This window comes from Arcobacter sp. LA11 (assembly GCF_001895145.1).
In the GTDB taxonomy this organism is placed as follows: Bacteria; Campylobacterota; Campylobacteria; order Campylobacterales; family Arcobacteraceae; genus Halarcobacter.
Genome location: NZ_BDIR01000004.1, coordinates 97,479 through 114,391, shown reverse-complemented (window position 1 = coordinate 114,391; position 16,913 = coordinate 97,479). Strand labels below are relative to the sequence as shown.

16 protein-coding genes are annotated in these 16,913 nt (G+C 27.7%); 8 read left to right on the top strand and 8 right to left on the bottom strand.

The features are described 5' to 3' along the window. Positions 1-5: 5 nt before the first annotated feature. The 4 genes from BT997_RS05415 to BT997_RS05400 form a co-directional block, all read right to left on the bottom strand. The gene (locus BT997_RS05415; RefSeq protein ID WP_072680436.1) at positions 6-584 is read right to left on the bottom strand and encodes a hypothetical protein; all 579 of its coding nucleotides are present in this window, start codon (positions 582-584) and stop codon (positions 6-8) included. Positions 585-685: 101 nt separating this feature from the next. Next, positions 686-2,341, bottom strand: a complete 1,656-nt coding sequence (locus BT997_RS05410; protein ID WP_072680533.1) for a sensor histidine kinase — start codon at positions 2,339-2,341, stop codon at positions 686-688. Then, positions 2,334-3,986: an ABC transporter substrate-binding protein gene (locus BT997_RS05405; RefSeq protein ID WP_072680435.1), complete on the bottom strand. Its 1,653-nt coding sequence runs from the start codon at positions 3,984-3,986 to the stop codon at positions 2,334-2,336. The genes BT997_RS05410 and BT997_RS05405 overlap by 8 nt, the downstream gene beginning before the upstream one ends. Further along, positions 3,979-4,656 carry a response regulator transcription factor gene (locus tag BT997_RS05400; protein WP_072680434.1) on the bottom strand — a complete coding sequence of 226 codons (678 nt, stop codon included), beginning with the start codon at positions 4,654-4,656 and terminating at the stop codon, positions 3,979-3,981. The genes BT997_RS05405 and BT997_RS05400 overlap by 8 nt, the downstream gene beginning before the upstream one ends. Before the next feature lie 187 nt (positions 4,657-4,843). On the opposite strand from BT997_RS05400, the gene BT997_RS05395 reads away from it, so the two are divergent. Further along, complete coding sequence (locus BT997_RS05395; RefSeq protein WP_072680433.1) at positions 4,844-5,869, top strand: SAM-dependent methyltransferase; 1,026 nt, start codon at positions 4,844-4,846, stop codon at positions 5,867-5,869. An 11-nt stretch (positions 5,870-5,880) separates the two neighbouring features. On the opposite strand, the gene BT997_RS05390 is transcribed toward BT997_RS05395, so the two are convergent. Beyond that, positions 5,881-6,252, bottom strand: a complete 372-nt coding sequence (locus tag BT997_RS05390) for a DUF779 domain-containing protein (protein ID WP_072680432.1) — start codon at positions 6,250-6,252, stop codon at positions 5,881-5,883. A 76-nt stretch (positions 6,253-6,328) separates the two neighbouring features. Next, on the bottom strand, positions 6,329-7,846 hold the full coding sequence (locus tag BT997_RS05385; RefSeq protein WP_072680532.1) for an aldehyde dehydrogenase family protein: 1,518 nt from the start codon (positions 7,844-7,846) through the stop codon (positions 6,329-6,331). A gap of 219 nt (positions 7,847-8,065) precedes the next feature. Between BT997_RS05385 and BT997_RS05380 the strand changes: the two genes are divergently transcribed. From BT997_RS05380 to BT997_RS05355, 6 genes are all read left to right on the top strand, one after another. After that, positions 8,066-9,976 carry an FIST N-terminal domain-containing protein gene (locus tag BT997_RS05380; RefSeq protein ID WP_072680431.1) on the top strand — a complete coding sequence of 637 codons (1,911 nt, stop codon included), beginning with the start codon at positions 8,066-8,068 and terminating at the stop codon, positions 9,974-9,976. Further along, positions 9,973-10,632 (top strand): response regulator transcription factor, encoded by a 660-nt coding sequence (locus tag BT997_RS05375; protein WP_072680430.1) that lies wholly within the window; start codon positions 9,973-9,975, stop codon positions 10,630-10,632. Before BT997_RS05380 ends, BT997_RS05375 begins: the two co-directional genes overlap by 4 nt. Positions 10,633-10,716: 84 nt before the next feature. Next, positions 10,717-10,917 carry a sulfur carrier protein ThiS gene (gene thiS, locus BT997_RS05370; RefSeq protein ID WP_072680429.1) on the top strand — a complete coding sequence of 67 codons (201 nt, stop codon included), beginning with the start codon at positions 10,717-10,719 and terminating at the stop codon, positions 10,915-10,917. 2 nt (positions 10,918-10,919) lie between these two features. Next, positions 10,920-12,998, top strand: a complete 2,079-nt coding sequence (locus tag BT997_RS05365) for a molybdopterin oxidoreductase family protein (RefSeq protein ID WP_072680531.1) — start codon at positions 10,920-10,922, stop codon at positions 12,996-12,998. Next, positions 12,985-13,317 (top strand): YraN family protein, encoded by a 333-nt coding sequence (locus BT997_RS05360; RefSeq protein WP_072680428.1) that lies wholly within the window; start codon positions 12,985-12,987, stop codon positions 13,315-13,317. Before BT997_RS05365 ends, BT997_RS05360 begins: the two co-directional genes overlap by 14 nt. Positions 13,318-13,477: 160 nt before the next feature. After that, positions 13,478-14,419 carry an AEC family transporter gene (locus BT997_RS05355; RefSeq protein WP_072680427.1) on the top strand — a complete coding sequence of 314 codons (942 nt, stop codon included), beginning with the start codon at positions 13,478-13,480 and terminating at the stop codon, positions 14,417-14,419. A gap of 48 nt (positions 14,420-14,467) precedes the next feature. Here the strand turns inward: BT997_RS05355 and BT997_RS05350 are convergent, their stop codons facing one another. After that, positions 14,468-15,349 (bottom strand): DMT family transporter, encoded by an 882-nt coding sequence (locus BT997_RS05350; protein ID WP_174247199.1) that lies wholly within the window; start codon positions 15,347-15,349, stop codon positions 14,468-14,470. Positions 15,350-15,522: 173 nt separating this feature from the next. Here BT997_RS05350 and BT997_RS05345 point away from each other — a divergent pair, with 173 nt between their 5' ends. Then, positions 15,523-16,095 (top strand): TetR/AcrR family transcriptional regulator, encoded by a 573-nt coding sequence (locus BT997_RS05345; protein WP_072680426.1) that lies wholly within the window; start codon positions 15,523-15,525, stop codon positions 16,093-16,095. A 3-nt stretch (positions 16,096-16,098) separates the two neighbouring features. Here the strand turns inward: BT997_RS05345 and BT997_RS05340 are convergent, their stop codons facing one another. After that, positions 16,099-16,791 (bottom strand): DUF502 domain-containing protein, encoded by a 693-nt coding sequence (locus BT997_RS05340; RefSeq protein WP_072680425.1) that lies wholly within the window; start codon positions 16,789-16,791, stop codon positions 16,099-16,101. Between the last annotated feature and the right edge of the window lie 122 nt (positions 16,792-16,913).

Below are 16,913 nucleotides of genomic sequence, written 5' to 3'. Positions count from 1 at the left end.
ATTTTTTATTTTTTTGCATGCTTTTGAGCATATTGAGTTACTAATAACCCTTCTTCTTTACTTAAAGGTGTTCTAGGAATCATCCCTTTAATAACTGCTGGCCATTGATTTGCTGAAAATTCTTTTGTTGGATGTTTTGCATGACAAAGACCACAATTTTTTTCATATAAATTTGCAGCTTTTGAATATAAAGCATTTAAATCATCTGTCAGTTCTTTATTATCTATCCATGTAGTTATAGTTACATTACTCCATTGATCTTTTTTAGTTCCAACTTCTTCTGTTTTTAATACTTTTACTTCATATTTCGCTTTTTTAGAAAATGCTGCTGAAATAATTCTTTCACCTTTTGAAAAATAAAGGATTCGTGTCATTTTTCCTTTATTCCAACCAGTTAACTTAACAAATGCTTTTCCATCTTGTGTTTTTATAACTTCTAAAGGTGTCGTAGGAAGTATTTTCCCACTAGCTTTTGCATCTTCAGTAGTTGAATAAGTAGGCAAAGTTTTTGTTACATATTGAGTTTTTGCTTGCACAAAAGAGGCAAGTAAAAACAAGCTAAGAAATAGATATCTTTTCTTCATGATAAATCCTTTTTTATTTTTTATATTTAAATTATAAAAAAGGAACTAAGCGTTAAAAGAGTGAAATAGTGGTAAAAAAATGAAGTTTTAAATTTTATTCTTTATTTCTGAAGTTTGATAGTAAAAAGTGCCCCTTCTTGGCTATTTTCTACGTTTACAAAACCATTCATATTATTCTCAATAATCATCTTTGTCATATATAATCCAATACCAGTACCTTGTGTGGCATGTTTTGTTGTGAAATATGGTTCAAAAATTTTATCAATATTTTCTTCTTTTATTCCACCGGCATTATCTTCAATTCTAATAATTGTAAATTGTTTTCCAGTTTTAATACTAAGAATAATTTTAGGATTTTCTATTTTTCTTTCTACTAATACATCTTTTGAATTTGAAAGTATATTTAAAATTGCATGGGCAAATTCTCTTGGATAACCGTAAACTTCACAATTTTCATTTATATTAAATTTTAGTTCAATATTATGAAATTTCAAGGAAGCATTTATAATAGAAATTGCACTTAAACATACTTCATGTACATTAAAATACTCTTTCTCTTTTGAAGGTTGAAAGAAATTTTGAAAATCACTAATAGTTGAAGACATATGCTCTGTAACATCCGAACAACTCGATATACTTTTTAAAAGAAAATCAGTCTTTAAAGTATCAAATCTAGCTATGGCTTCTACTTCCATAAGTATTGCGTTTATTTCACTAATTGGTTGTCTCCACTGATGTGCAATATTTCCTAACATATTACCCATAGCAGCAAGCTTTGATTGTTGTACTAAAAGCTTTTCTTGATTACTTCTATTTGTAATCTCTTCTTGAATCTTATTTTCAAGATTGTCTATCATTTCATTCATTACATTTTTTAAGGTATTCAGCTCTTCTGAACTTGCATCTGAAGTAAGCCTTTTACCAAATCTTCCTTCTTTTAATTCATGTAAAGTATTTGTTGCTTCTTCAATTAGTTTATAATCATTTTTAAGTGCAGATTTGATTAATTTTACTTGGCTATTAATTCCTTTGGCCATAAGTCCTAATTCATCTTTACTATCTAATTTTATATATGCTTCAGTTTCTTCTTTTTTAGGATTTGAAAGATATGTAAAAAAACCAAAAAGTCCGGTTTGAACCTTTTCTATAGAATCAACAATCTTTCTTATTACAGTCATATCAAATAAAAATGTAGTGATTCCTACAAATAAAAATCCTAAAATAATATAATATTTACTTTTTAAAGTATTGTCTTTTGCTTCAATAAAAGTATTCTCTGAGTCCTCTAGTTTTTGCGTTTGTAATTGTTTTAAATCACTTATCAAATCATAAAACTGCTCTCTTTCAGAAGATGTCGCATTCATAAAAGAGCCTTCATCAAAGCCTTCTAGAGAATATACTCTGGTTGTAAAAAGAAGAACTCTATAGTTTTCCCATTTTTTATAAATCTCTTTTGGTGCATCATTAAAAGTTTTATCAAGTTTTTCTAACTCTTCTATTAATCTTTTATCTGCCTCTTTTTTAAAATCCTCATTTGGAGACATTACAAGAGTTAAGTTTCTTTCTCTTAAAGTAAATAAAGGTTCAATATAATCTGACTGTAGTTTTTGTACTTTCTTAAAATCTGTAAATACTTGACTTAAATTTACAAAACCTTGATTATTTATATTAAAGGCCAATAATCCTAAAAATAAAAGTGATAAAAAAGCTAACATACCTAATATAAAAAATTTTAATCGTATTTTAATACTACTCATCATGATTTATCCTTTTAGGTAATATAAATTCTTTTCTTGATTTTGGAAGTTCTTTCTCTTCCCTTATAGACCAGTGGTATGGTGTCAGTTTTGCTTCCCATAATCTTAAAATTGCTACAGAAGAGGGAGTAAATGAAATCTCTTTGTTCATTGCTAATAAAAAATTTGGAGAAGGGATACTCAGCATATAAGCTTTTTCATAAGTATATTTCAAGATATCATTTACTAAAGGTTGAAATCTATAATCACTATTTTCTATCTCAAAGAGTTCTCTAAATTTATTATCTAATACCTCATCAGAGTTTACTGCGGACCATTGATTTTTTGTATAAAGAGTAAAAAATGATGCCCAAGGGTGACCATACCAATCATTATTTCCCCAAATAATTAAATCCCAATCATAAATTTTATCTCTATTTGTCAATAGTTTATTTAAGACATATGATTCATCAGTTGTAACGTCATAATCCAATTTCACATTGTACTTGTTTAACTGATACTCTATACCTTTCCATAAAGAAATAAATCTATCTTGTGTAACAACCTTTAAAGTCAATCCATCAAGTAACTTAGTAAGCTCATCTTCGTTAAAAAAGAGTCTTGGATTTTTTATATACTCATTTGATAATTTTTTTACATAGTGAGAATTTGAAGAGATTGAAAAAGGAGATATCGTACCTTCATTTTTATATGCAAACTTTACAAGTTTTTGTTGATTTAAAGCTTGATTTAGTGCTTGTCTTATTTTTTGATTTTGAAGTTTTGATTTTTTATTCATTAAATTCATATGAATACTTAAATTAAAAGTTGATTTCGTACTAACTAGTTTTGCAAATTTTGAATTTACTATCTCCGTTTTTTTATTAAAAGGAATAACAGCTATATCAAGCTCTCCCTCTTTTTCACTTATTTCATGTATTACTTTATCTATTGGTAGTTTTGTAAAAATTGTAATAGTTTTTATAAAGGGTTTCTCTTTTTCAAAATAAAAAGGATTAGCTTTTAAAACTATTTTTTCACTCTGTTTAAGTCCAACTGCATGTCCAGAAGTTAGTATATAAGGACCACTTCCATAAGGACCTGGTGCTTTTGTATTTTCTGCAACTATATTTTTTGACCAAGAGTATTTTTTTAAGTATTCAGAAGTATAAAGATTTATTCTAGCAAGGTCATTTAAAAGCATTCCATATGGTTTGTTTAAATAAATTCTTACTTTATAGTCATTTATTTTCTCTACACTTTTTAACTTATTATGAATATCTGTATAAGTAAAAGCACCTTTTTTAAAAATTTTGAAATTTTCAATTACAGAGTCTGCATTCAATACTGTACCATCTTGAAATTTCACATCTTTTCTTAACCAAAAATCATAAGTAAGAGAATCTATCTTTTCATGTTTAAAAGCTATAAAATATTCCCAACCTTTTGAAGAGTCATTTAATCTTACTAAAGTACCATTAATCAAACGCATAATATGAGAATATGGAATAGAAGGTAAATATATTTTTATATGAGAATTAGAGATTTTTTTATTTAAAGCTATTTTACTTGCATCATCAAGTTTATATTTTATTGGTTTATATTTTACGTCATTTGATAATAAAAATGTTGTTATAAAAAGAATTAAAAAAAAACATCTAAACAAGTTTGTAACCAACTCCCGAAAGATTTTCTATTAAATTTACAGGTAGTTTTTTTCTTAGATTTTTAACTAATGATCTTATAGAACTCTCTGTCATAACAGAATCTTCCCATACATAACTATCTATTTCATCATACGAAACAATTCTAAATGAATTTTTAAATAGAAGTTCAAGAAATAAAATCTCTTTTCTTGTCAATCTTATTTCATCATTTTTGTATGATAGACTTTTTTTATCTTCATCATAAGAGTAGTCTAAAGGCAATACATGTTTTACACTTTTTTGTTCAAGAACTGACTTTTCACATTTTTGAAGTATAGTTAAAAGCTTTTCAAAATTCATTGGTTTTACAATAAAATGCTCAATATGCATATCAATTAATTCTAATAAATACTGATTATTTGTATGTGCTGTAAGGACAATAATACAAACATCTTTATCTTCTTCTCTTACATGTTTTATAAAGTCAACACCATTCATAAGGGGCATTTCTAAATCAGTGATTATTATATCTGGAGTAAAACTTTCTAATACATCTAATGCTTCCACCCCATTAGAAGCCTCTTTAACTTCTTCTACTAAATAACTAAGAGAATTTGCAATATGTTGTCGAATTTTTTCTTCATCTTCAACGAAAAGAACTTTAAAATCTTTAAGTTTACTTCTTGCCATAAGTAACTCCTTTGTTAGTATTCGAAAGTATATTATATATTATGGATAAAAAGAAGTAAAAAAAGAGTAAAAAAAGAGCAAAAAAATGTCAAAGTTACATATATCATTGTTTTAACAAAGAAATATTCTGTTTTTATGAAAATTCTATAGAGGAATAGACTAACCTTTTTTTAGATAAACTTATCTGATGAACACAGAAAAATTAAAATTCAGCGATTATTTTAACAAATGGCTATACAGTAAAGATGGATATTATTCAAACTACAAACAAATAGGAAAAGAAGGTGATTTTTATACTTCTGTTTCTACTTCTTCTTTTTTTGGTGGAAGTATTGGAAAAAGAATAGTTGATTCTATAAAAGAAGGAAACCTTCCAAAAAACACTACTATTCTAGAAGTAGGTGCACATCACGGATATTTATTAGCTGATATAATCCAATTTATATATACTTTAAATCCAAAACTTTTAGAGAGTTTGAACTTCGCAATTGTTGAAAGATTTGATAATTTACAAAAACAGCAAACAAAATATTTACAAGAGTGTTTTGGAGATGTTATAAAAATAAAACACTACAATGACATTAGTGAAGTTAAATTACCCCATGCATTTATAGTAGCAAATGAAATTTTTGATGCATTTTCTTGTGAATTAGTTTATACAAATAAAGAAGAAAATCTTCAAATGGCATATGTAAAAAATCATAAAATAGAATTTGAAAATTGTAAAGATGTAAAGATAATAGATCATTGTAAAAAATATAAAATTACAAAAGGGGAAGTTGGTATTGGATATGAAGAATTTATTGAAAATATAACTTCTAATATCAAAAAGTTTGAATTTGTAACTTTTGATTATGGAGATAAAGTTCCTAGAAATGACTTCTCAAGCCGTATTTATGAAAAACATGAAGTTTTTCCAATCTTTAAAGAAAATCTAGATTTAGAAAAATATTTTGCAAAAACAGATATTACATATGATGTATATTTTACACATATAGAAGATTGTTTTAAAGATTTTGGAGTAAAAAATGTCATCTTTAAAACTCAAATGCAAGCTCTAGTAGAGTTTGGAATTATAGATTTATTAGAAATATTAAAAGAAAATAGTGATGAAAACACTTATCTAAGGGAATCTCAAAAAATAAAAACTTTAGTAGAACCTACAGGAATGGGCGATAGATTTAAAATGCTTCATGTTAAAAAATTTTCCTAACAAGAAGCATTTTAAAGCTCTTCTAAATTTTTATACTCTTCATCAGTAAATATTCTAGATTTTGTCAAAAACTGATAACCTAAATCTATCTCTAAAGAAAAGGAATTTCCAAAAGCACCTTTTTCTTCTTTTACATCTATAGTTATATGAGAATGTTTAAAATATTCAAACTGGTCTTTATCCATAAAAAATTCACACCCTGCTATTTCACCTAATTTTACATTTCTAGAAGGTACATAAAAATCACTTTTTGCATAACACATAGGAGCAGTACCATCACAACATCCACCACTTTGATTAAAAACTAACTCACCATTTTCTTCTTTTAATTTTTCTATAACTTCTATTGCAGCAGGTGTTACAGCTAATCTTTCAGTACTCATATTTATCCTTTTATTTGAATGCAATGCATAGAAGAAAATCTCCTATGCATTTATAATCTTTATTTTAACAATCGGCCTAGAAGAAACCTAAAGCATCTTTAGAATAAGAAGTTAAAATATTTTTTGTATGTCTATAAGAATTTAACATCATCATATGAGTTTCTCTACCAATACCTGATTTTTTGTATCCACCAAATGAGGCATGAGATGGATATAAATGATAACAATTAACCCATACACGACCAGCTTCAATTCCTCTTGAAAATTTATGCAGTTGATGTGCATCCCTTGACCAAACACCTGCACCTAATCCATAGATTGTATCATTTGCAATTTCTAATGCTTCATCTTCATCTTTAAATGTAGTAACAGCAAGAACTGGTCCAAAAATCTCTTCTTGGAAGATTCTCATTTTATTGTGACCTTTAAAAAGTGTTGGTTGTATATAGTTACCATTTGGATGGTCTTCACTAGAATATGCATCTCCACCAATAAGAACTTCAGCACCCTCTTCTTTTCCAATTTTAATATAATCTAAAATCTTTTCTTGTTGAGAAGTTGAACACTGTGCACCCATCATACAAGAAGGGTCTAATGGATTACCTAATTTAATAGCTTTAACTCTTTCAAGTACTCTTTCCATAAATGGTTCATAAATTGACTCTTGGATTAATGCTCTTGAAGGACAAGTACAAACTTCTCCTGAGTTAAATGCAAATAATACTAAACCTTCAATTGCTTTATCAAAAAACTCATCATCAGCATCCATGATAGATTCTAAGAAAATGTTTGGAGATTTACCACCAAGTTCTAGTGTAGAAGGGATAATATTTTCAGTTGCATATTGCATAATTAACTGTCCAGTAGTAGTCTCACCAGTAAATCCAACTTTTTTAATATCTGGATGAGTAGATAAACACTTACCAATTTTTCCACCTGCTCCATTTATAATATTAACAGTACCTGCTGGAAGAACATCAGCAATTGCTTCCATCATAAGTAAAATAGACATCGGAGTAGCCGATGCTGGTTTCATAACAATACAATTTCCAGCTGCTAAAGCAGGAGCTAATTTCCAAGCTGCCATTAATAGTGGGAAGTTCCATGGAATAATTTGAGCAACAACACCATATGGCTCATGAACTTCTTGAGAAATTGTATTTTCATCTAAATCAGAAACAGTACCAGATTCAGCTCTAATTACTGATGCAAAATATCTAAAATGGTCAACTACTAAAGGAACATCCGCTGCCATAGTTTCCCTAACTGCTTTTCCATTATCTAAAGTTTCTGCAATTGCAAGAGCTTCTAAGTTAGCTTCAATTGCATCTGCAACTTTATTTAACATTGTACTTCTTTCAACTACTGAAGTATGTTTAAATGATTCAAATGCTTTATTTGCAGCTTGAATTGCTAACTCAACATCTTCTTCATTAGATCTTGGAATTTTTGTTAACACTTCTCCATCAACTGGAGATACATTTTCAAAATATTGACCACTTTTTGGAGCAACCCATTCACCACCAATAAAATTCTCATATTGAGCTTTATAAGTTGGTTTTACTAAGGCTTGTACTTTTTCTTCTGTTGACATATTTTTTCCTTTTAGATTATATTTTTTGTGAAAAACTAGATATACAAAAGATATTAATTTTTCCATTGATGAAATCTTACATGAGAAATATAGCCTGAATTTAGCTTGAATATAGCGTGAATATAGCGAAATAAAATAATTGGATAAATACCCATAAAAACGACGTTTTATTATGAAAATTTTTATAAAAAAAAGCTTTTTTTATGATACAATTTTCTTATGAAAACATATAACTACAGTTTAAAAAATAGAAAAATAGAAGATATTATAAATTTTGAAGAGTTCAAAAATCAAAAAAATACTCTAATTCAAATATTTTGTGGACAGGGCAATATAACTCTAAAAAATCTAGTTGATAAAATTTTAAACTATTTACCAAATTCTATTTGTATAGGTACTACAACCGATGGAGAAATTCAAGATAAAAATATTTCAACATCTAATACTATAATCTCTATTTCTACTTTTGAAAATACACAAATAAAGACCTCTTATTCTGAATATGAGGAATCATTTCAAAATGGTTTCAGCCTTGCAAAAGATTTAGTAACACAAAACACGAAACTTCTTATTCTTTTTACAGATGGAACAACAACCAACGGTGAAAACTTTTTAAAAGGCGTTCAATCTTTTAACAAAGATGTTGTTATTTGTGGGGGAATGGCAGGAGATAATGGCGCATTTACACAAACTTATATATCATGTCAAAATAAAGTGTTAAAAAAAGGTGCGGTGGGAGTCTCTTTAAATTCAGATATTTTACTAATTCACAATGATTATAGATTTAACTGGTCTCCAATTGGAATAGAACATAAGATTGATAAAATTGAAAACAATAGAGTTTATAGTATTCATGGTATGACTCCAGTAGATTTTTATGCAAAATACTTAGGAGAAGATGTTGCTGATGCGCTTCCTGCAACAGGTATCGAATTTCCACTTATAGTTGAAAGAGATTCTATTTTAACAGCCCGTGCAGTAATCGCAAAACATAATGATGGAAGTCTAAGTTTTGCAGGAAACTTACAAGAAGGGGATATAGTAAAATTAGGATTTGGAAATGCAGAAATGATAATGCAAAACCCAATAGAAACTCTTCCTAAACTTTCATCGGGAAAACCAGAAACATTCTTTTTATACTCTTGTATGGCAAGACGTAGATATATGCCAGATTTCATAAAAGTAGAAGTTGAACCTTTTGCGTCAATTGCTCCAACATCAGGGTTTTTCACCTATGCAGAGTTTTATCATAACAATGGTGCAAATCAACTATTAAATCAAACTCTAACAGTTGTTGCATTAAGTGAAAATAGTTCAAATAATAAAGAAACTACTACTGTTAAAAATATTGATAATATAAATGAAACATCTGAATACGCAAGAACCATTCAAGCACTAACCCATCTTATTCAACAATCTTCAAAAGATTATGATGAACAAACAAAAAAATTAAATATAGAAAAGAGCTATTCAAATAATCTATTAGCCTCTCAAAAACAATTTTTACGTCACGCAGTACATGAAACAAATACTCCTCTTTCTGTTATTATGGGGAATATAGAGTTATATGAAATGGAGTTTGGTAAAAACAAATATCTATCTAATATTGAAGTTGCTATGAAAAATGTTTTTGCAATATATGATGATTTGAGTTTCTTGGTAAAAAAAGATCAAATAGAGTATAGAAAACAAAAAATAGAATTAGTAGACTATATAAGAAGTAGAATTGATTTTTTTACACAAGTTGCACTAAAAGTAAATTCTAAAATTTTATTTGAAACTACAAAAACAGAAAAAACTATATACTTTAATGAAACAAAATTACAAAGAATAGTTGATAATAATCTAACAAATGCTATTAGATATACTTTAGAAAATGAAGATATTTTTATCTCTTTATTTGAATATGACAACTCTTATAAATTTTTAGTTTCAAGTCATTCAAGTGTAATTCAAGAACCAGAAAAAATATTTGAAGAATACTATAGAGAGCAAAAAACTCATGATGGTTTTGGATTAGGACTTAATCTAGTAAAAAAAATATGCGATGAAGAAGATGTAAAAATTGAATTAAAATCAAATGAAGAATTTACAACTTTTACTTATACTTTTAAAAGGAATGAACAATGAAAATACTCTTATTAGAAGATGATTCAATGTTAAATGATGCAATCACCCAATATCTTGAATCTGTAGGACATGCAATAGTTTCTACAAAAGATGGTGAAACTTGCTTAAATACATTAGAAGAACAAAAATTTGATATGTTAATTTTAGATATAAACTTACCTGATATTGATGGTTTAACTATTTTAGAAAAACTTCATGAACAAAAAAGAATGGTTCCAACTATTTTTATCTCGGCACTTATTGATATTGAAGAAATTTCAAGAGCCTTTGACATAGGTTGCCATGATTATCTAAAAAAACCATTTCACTTAAAAGAGTTAAATCTTAGAATAAATAAAATACTAAAAACAAGAGTCGTTCCACAGGAACATAAAAGGCTCTCAAAATCTTATAGTTTTGACCATGAAACTACAACTTTATATTTTAATAATGAACCACATATTTTACCCAAAAGACAACTTCTAATTATTGCCCTCCTATCTCAAAATAGAAGCTTGGTTGTAAACTATGATATGTTTAGAGAATATGCCTATGATGGAGATGAAATTGATAATGCAACAATAAGAGCTGAAGTAAATCGTGTCAAAAAAGTTTTAAAAGAAGATTTTATTATCAATATTAGAGGAATTGGTTACATGGTAGAACGTCCTAACTAATAGACTAAATTCTATCAAGCTTTTTGATAAAGATAAAAGAAAAATTAGATAAAATCTTAAGACTTAAATATATAAAGGCACGGGATGAATCTAATTGTAAATGGCGAAAAAAAAGAGTTTAATGAAAACTCTACACTTCAAGCAGTAATTAGTGAATTACAAGTAGAAGATAAAGTTATGGCAGCAGCAGTTAATATGGAAATTGTAAAAAAAGATGACTGGAATAATTACGTTGTTAAAAATGACGATAAATTAGAATTATTACAATTTGTTGGTGGTGGTTGATTATGATTGCAGATATAAATTCAGTCTGTACATACTGTGGTGTTGGGTGTGATATCACAGGACAAGTTAAAGACAATAAAATCTTAAAAATCTATGCGCAAAATGATGGATATGTGTCTCAAGGAAAGCTTTGTATTAAAGGTTCAAAAGGATTTGGATTTGTTGATGCAGAAGATAGAATTAGAAATACAAGAGTAAAAAAATCATTTATTGAAAAAAATCTTGAGCAACTGCCAAGAGAATTAAAAGCAAGAGCTAAAACCTTAAAAGATTTTGATGAGGAATATTATGAAACTCCTTATGAATTTACAACTTCACTTGCAGCATGGAAACTATCAGAAATAAAAGAAAAGTATGGGCGTCATGCTTTCTGTGGAATGGGTGGAGCTAGAACTTCATGTGAAAGTTCTTATATGTTCCAAAAATTTGTAAGAGAAGGAATGAACTCTCCCCATGTGGATTGCTGTGCAAGAGTTTGTCACTCGCCATCTTTAAAAGGAATGAAACCTCTTATTGGAGAAGGAGCTGCTACTAATCCATTTGATGATATTTATAAAACTGAAAATATCATAGTTATGGGTTCAAATACAACTGAAGCCCATCCAATTGTTGCAAATAGGATTCTAAAAGCTGCAAAATCAAAAACTGCTACACTTTCTGTTATTGATGTAAGAAGAATTCAATTAGGAAAATATGGTGAAGAACTTGTAATTCCATATGAAGCAAACTTACTTGTTTTAAATATGATGGCATATGTAATCTTAAATGAAAAACTTTATGACAATGAATTCATCGATGCTAGATGTGTTGGATTTGAAGAATATAAAGAATCAATCTTAAATGACCCATTTGCAAATCCTGAATATATGAAAAATATTGAAGGATATGAAGTTCTTGCAGAGCAAATTCCAAATATTGCAAGACAATATGCAACAAAACAATCTATGTTCTTTTGGGGACTTGGAATTACTGAACATCTTGATGGTTCATATGCCGTAATGGCAGTTGTTCATCTTGCACTTTTAACTGGTAACATTGGAAAAACAGGCACTGGGCTTATGCCTTTAAGAGGACAAAACAATGTTCAAGGAGCCTGTGATACTGGTTGTTTACCATACTTTGACCCAGATTATCAAACTCCAAAAGAAATTGGTCTTATGACTCCTGAGTTAATTGATGAGATGCTAGAAGATAAAATTAAAGCTATGTACGTAATGGGTGAAGATATTGCCCATATTCATCCAAATCAAAATAAAGTACATAAAGCCTTAGATAAACTTGACTTAATTATTTCAAATGAACTATTTATGAATGAAGTTACAAAAAAAGCTGATATTGTATTTGGAGTTAAATCTGCTTATGAAAAAACTGGTGTTTATGTAAATGCCATGAGAAGACTTCACTTATCACAACCTTTAGTTGAAGCCCAAATGCCTGATGACTGGGAAGTATTAAGAGATATTGAAAATAAAATCAATGGTGAGTTTACTTATGAAACCAGCGAAGATGTTTGGAATGAAACTAAAGAAGCCGTGAAGAGTAGATTTTTTGGAGCAACATATCATAAACTATCAAAAAATAGAAATAGAGGTATGCAATGGCCTATACAAAAAGAAGATACTCCAGTACTTCATTTAGAAGAATTTAGAACACCTGATGGAAAAGGATATTTTCAATATCACCAATATAAATTAAGAGAACAAATAGAAAAACTTGTTAAAAAAATAGATATTCCAAAAAATGAATTCTATCTAACTACAGGAAGAACTATTGTTCATTATAACAATGTAGCTCAAACTGCAAGATGTGAACCTTTAAACTCTAGATATGAAAAAGATGTTGTTCTTGCTTCAAAAGAAGATGAAAAAAGAATTGGAAGTAATCAAATCATCATGAGAACTGAATATGGTGAAACTGCCATTATGCCAGTAAGATATACAAAAAACATAAAAACGGGGACTCTTTTTACAACATTTCATCATCCAGAATCAAAAGTTAATTTTATCTTTGGAGATGAAGCAGATGAACTAATCTTAACAGCAAGATTCAAATCTGTAAGAGTGGATATTGAGCCGCAGTAAAGGTGATATTGCAGAAACTAAGGCCTGTGAGTTTTTAAACTCCTCAGGCTTTAAAATCATCGAACAAAATTTCTATGCTAAAAAGCTAGGCGAAATAGATATTATTGCCACTAAAGAAAAAACATATCACTTTATAGAAGTAAAATCTGCAAATAACTATGAAGTTGCAGTAAATAATATAACACCCACAAAATTATCAAAACTAAAAAGAAGTATCGATTACTATTTACAAACTAAAAAACTAGATGTCAATTTTTGTATTGACGTTATAATTGTAGTAGATGAAGATATTGAATTTTTAGAAAATATTACTCTTTAACCATAAAATTCAATCAAACTCAAAATTATCTACTTTAATACTAAATCTTTTAATCATATAAATTTCAAAATTTATTTTATTTTATGGACTAACTAGTCCACAATATGCTATGATTCTTTTTATGGACTGACTAGTCCATAAATAACAAAAAAGGTTTATCGTGATAACTACAGTACTACCAATATTTTTAGTAATTTTAACTGGTTTTATTTTTGCAAAAAAAGAAAAGTTTTCAAGCGAAGCTGAACATCTAATAAATAGTTATGTTTTAAATGTTGCGCTACCAGCATTACTATTTTTATCTGTTGCAAATGCTAATATAGAAGAACTTTTAAACTGGAAATTTTTACTTATGACTTTAAGTGGAATTATATTTGCATATATTTTTGGGTTGATATATTCAATTTTTACAAATATCAAATCTCCAAAATCTGCTATCATTGCTATGGCATCTTGTTATGGAACAACAGGCTATATGGGTATACCTCTGGTTATAATTGCTTTTGGAACAGTTGCGACATTACCTGCTGCTTTAGCTACAATACTGCATAATATACCAGCAATAATGGCAGTAATCATTACCTTTGGAATAATGAATCAGGAAAAAAAACAGTCAAAATTAATTATAATAAAAAATGCTCTTCTAACAATAGTAAAAAACCCATTAAGTTTATCTGTTTTAATAGGTTTATTTTTCCCTGCTTTTAGTATCGAACTTCCTGAGGTAATAGTTAACTTTACAAACTTTTTAGGAGTTGCTGCAGGGCCGACTGCATTGTTTGCATTAGGAATTGGACTTGCAAAACTAGAAAATAAAAAACACTTTAAAATTAAAATATTTTCTAAATTGTTTCCTATTGTATTTATTAAAATATTAATTCAACCACTTATTACATTTTTTGTAGGATTCTATTTGTTAAATATGAATTCGGATGATATATATTTCAAAGTTGCGATTATCATGTCAGCACTTCCTATTGGAGCAGGTGTATACGTATTTGCAAACAAATATGACTATTATAAAGAAGAGAGTTCCATTGCAATTATAATCTCCTTACTAATTACTATTATCACATTAACTTTCTTATTAGAGATGCTTTAGTATCTTTTTTAGTGCAAGATATAAAAATCATATTTTGCACTAAAAGAATTATTTTTTATTTGTTAAATATACTCCAATAGCAACAATAAAAATACCTAAACCAGTCAATAAATCAAATACTTCGTCATAAATAAAATATCCAGTAATAGCAGCAGATACAGGGACAAGATAAAATAGACTTGCTACTTTACTAACTTCTGATCTTTGTATCATGATATATAATAAACTTAATGCACCAATAGAAACTCCTATTGACATAAAAGATAGAGCATAAACAAATTCATTTGTCCAAACAATTTTATAAGTATCAAAAAGTAATAAAAGTACTAAACATATAAATCCTGAACTCAAAGATTGAATAGAACCACCAGTAAATAAACTCATATCTGAACAATATTTTTTCTGATATAAATTACCAAATGTTAATCCTAAGAGACCTACTACTGATAAAAGAACAGAATACAAGCCAGCAGTACTAAAATCTATATTATGAAATACAACTAATAATACACCAAGTAAACCTGCAATTAATCCTAACCATTGTCTTAAAATAATTTGTTCATTTACAAAACTTTTTGCAAGTATTGCCACTAAAATAGGCTGCAGAGCAATAATAATTGCGGATAAAGAAGGAGACAAACCCATATCAATAGATATAAAAACACCTATAGAAAACGTTGCAACAGTCAAAGAACCTGCAACACTAATATGAAAGATATCTTTTAATAAAGGAAAAGACTCTTTCAATATTTTTGCTATTAAAAAAAGTATTGCACCAGCAATAAAAAATCTTAATGTTAAAAAACTTAAAGGTGTTGAATCTGGTAATCCATATTTTGCACCAACAAAACCACTTCCATATAATAATACAAATAAAAAAGGAAATACCAGATGTTTAACTCTAACCATAAAAACTATTTTCCCTATCATTTTAGCTCCTTAAAATTTATTATTCAACTTAACAAACCAACTGGTTGGTTAATTAATTCTGTATCATATCATAGATTTGACTACTTAGTCAAGACTTATGATATAAAATTTTTAAAATGTAATTAATAGTTCAATTTGATATAATAGTCAAACTACTTTAGCTAAGGTAAAAAATGAGTAAAAAAAGAGAACTACTTTTAGATATAACTTTTGATGAAATATATTATAACGGATACCATGCAACATCAATTGATAATATATTAAAGAAAGCAAATGCAAGTAAAAGTTCTATGTATTATTTTTTTAAATCTAAAAAAGAGTTAGTTCTTACTGTTATAAAAGAAAAAGTATTATTTTACATAGAAAGAAAATATGCTCCTCTTTTATCTATAGAAGAAAATTTTATTGAAGAAGTGATGAAAGTGCTTAGACATAGAGATGATTTTGATTTTAACAATGGATGTAAGCTTAATAATTTAGTACAAGAACTATCAGCCCAAGATAAAGATTTTAAAAATGAATTAGAAAAAATTTATCTTAGATTTGAAAATATATTTGAAATAGTTTTAAATAAAGCAATAGAAAAAAAAGAGATCTCTATCACAGATACAAAAGATTTATCAATCTATATTGTATCTTCAATTGAAGGTTGTATCTCAACTGCAAAAAAATCTCAGAAAAAAAGACTTTATGAAAATTGTATATCTCATTTAGAAAAATATTTAAATACCTACAAAATAAATTAAATTTTATTCTTTAATCTCTTTATTTTCTTTTTCATCTAAATACTGAGATATCGTTTTATATTCCTCAATAGGTTTAGGTTCGATATTCAAAATCTCTGCCATTGATTTTACACCCATTGAAAGTAAATATTGTAAGTTTGAATCAAAGGTTGCTTCTTCTATTACATAAATTTTATCTTTATGTGTTTCAAACATATATCCACCATTTGGGATTGGAGTCATGGATAAGGTTACCGTATAATGGTCTTTTACAACTGACTCTTTTGTTGAATACATCAGTCCAATATTATAATCATCTTTTGCAAATCCACCTACTAGGACAACTAATACTTTTTTCTCACCAGATTTTGAAGTATTAAAAATATTAATTAACTCTTTAATTGTCCCATAACCAGGTATCTTAGAATAAATTTTTTGAACAAAGTTTACAAGTCCTGTTTCAACAAAAACACCTAAAACATAAGCTAAAAAACCTAATAATGCAACACCAATAAATGTCCAAAGAATTGGAAAGTTTGCAGGCTCAAATCCTACTAATTTAAATAAGTTTCCAGTTAGAAGATCAACTTTTTCATAAATCCAAAGTACAATAATAGTAATAGCTGCAATTGGTGCTAGCCAAAAAAGTCCTTTTAATATAACTGTTACTATATGATTTTTCCCATAACTTAAATACTCTTTTATTTTTTGAAACATGATAAACCTTATTTTTGATAAAATATTATATCAGATTAATAATTTTTTTTAGAATATATATTGATATTTTTTAACCTGCGTGTTTAATATACATAAAAAATACAAAGCACTACTTAGTTTTT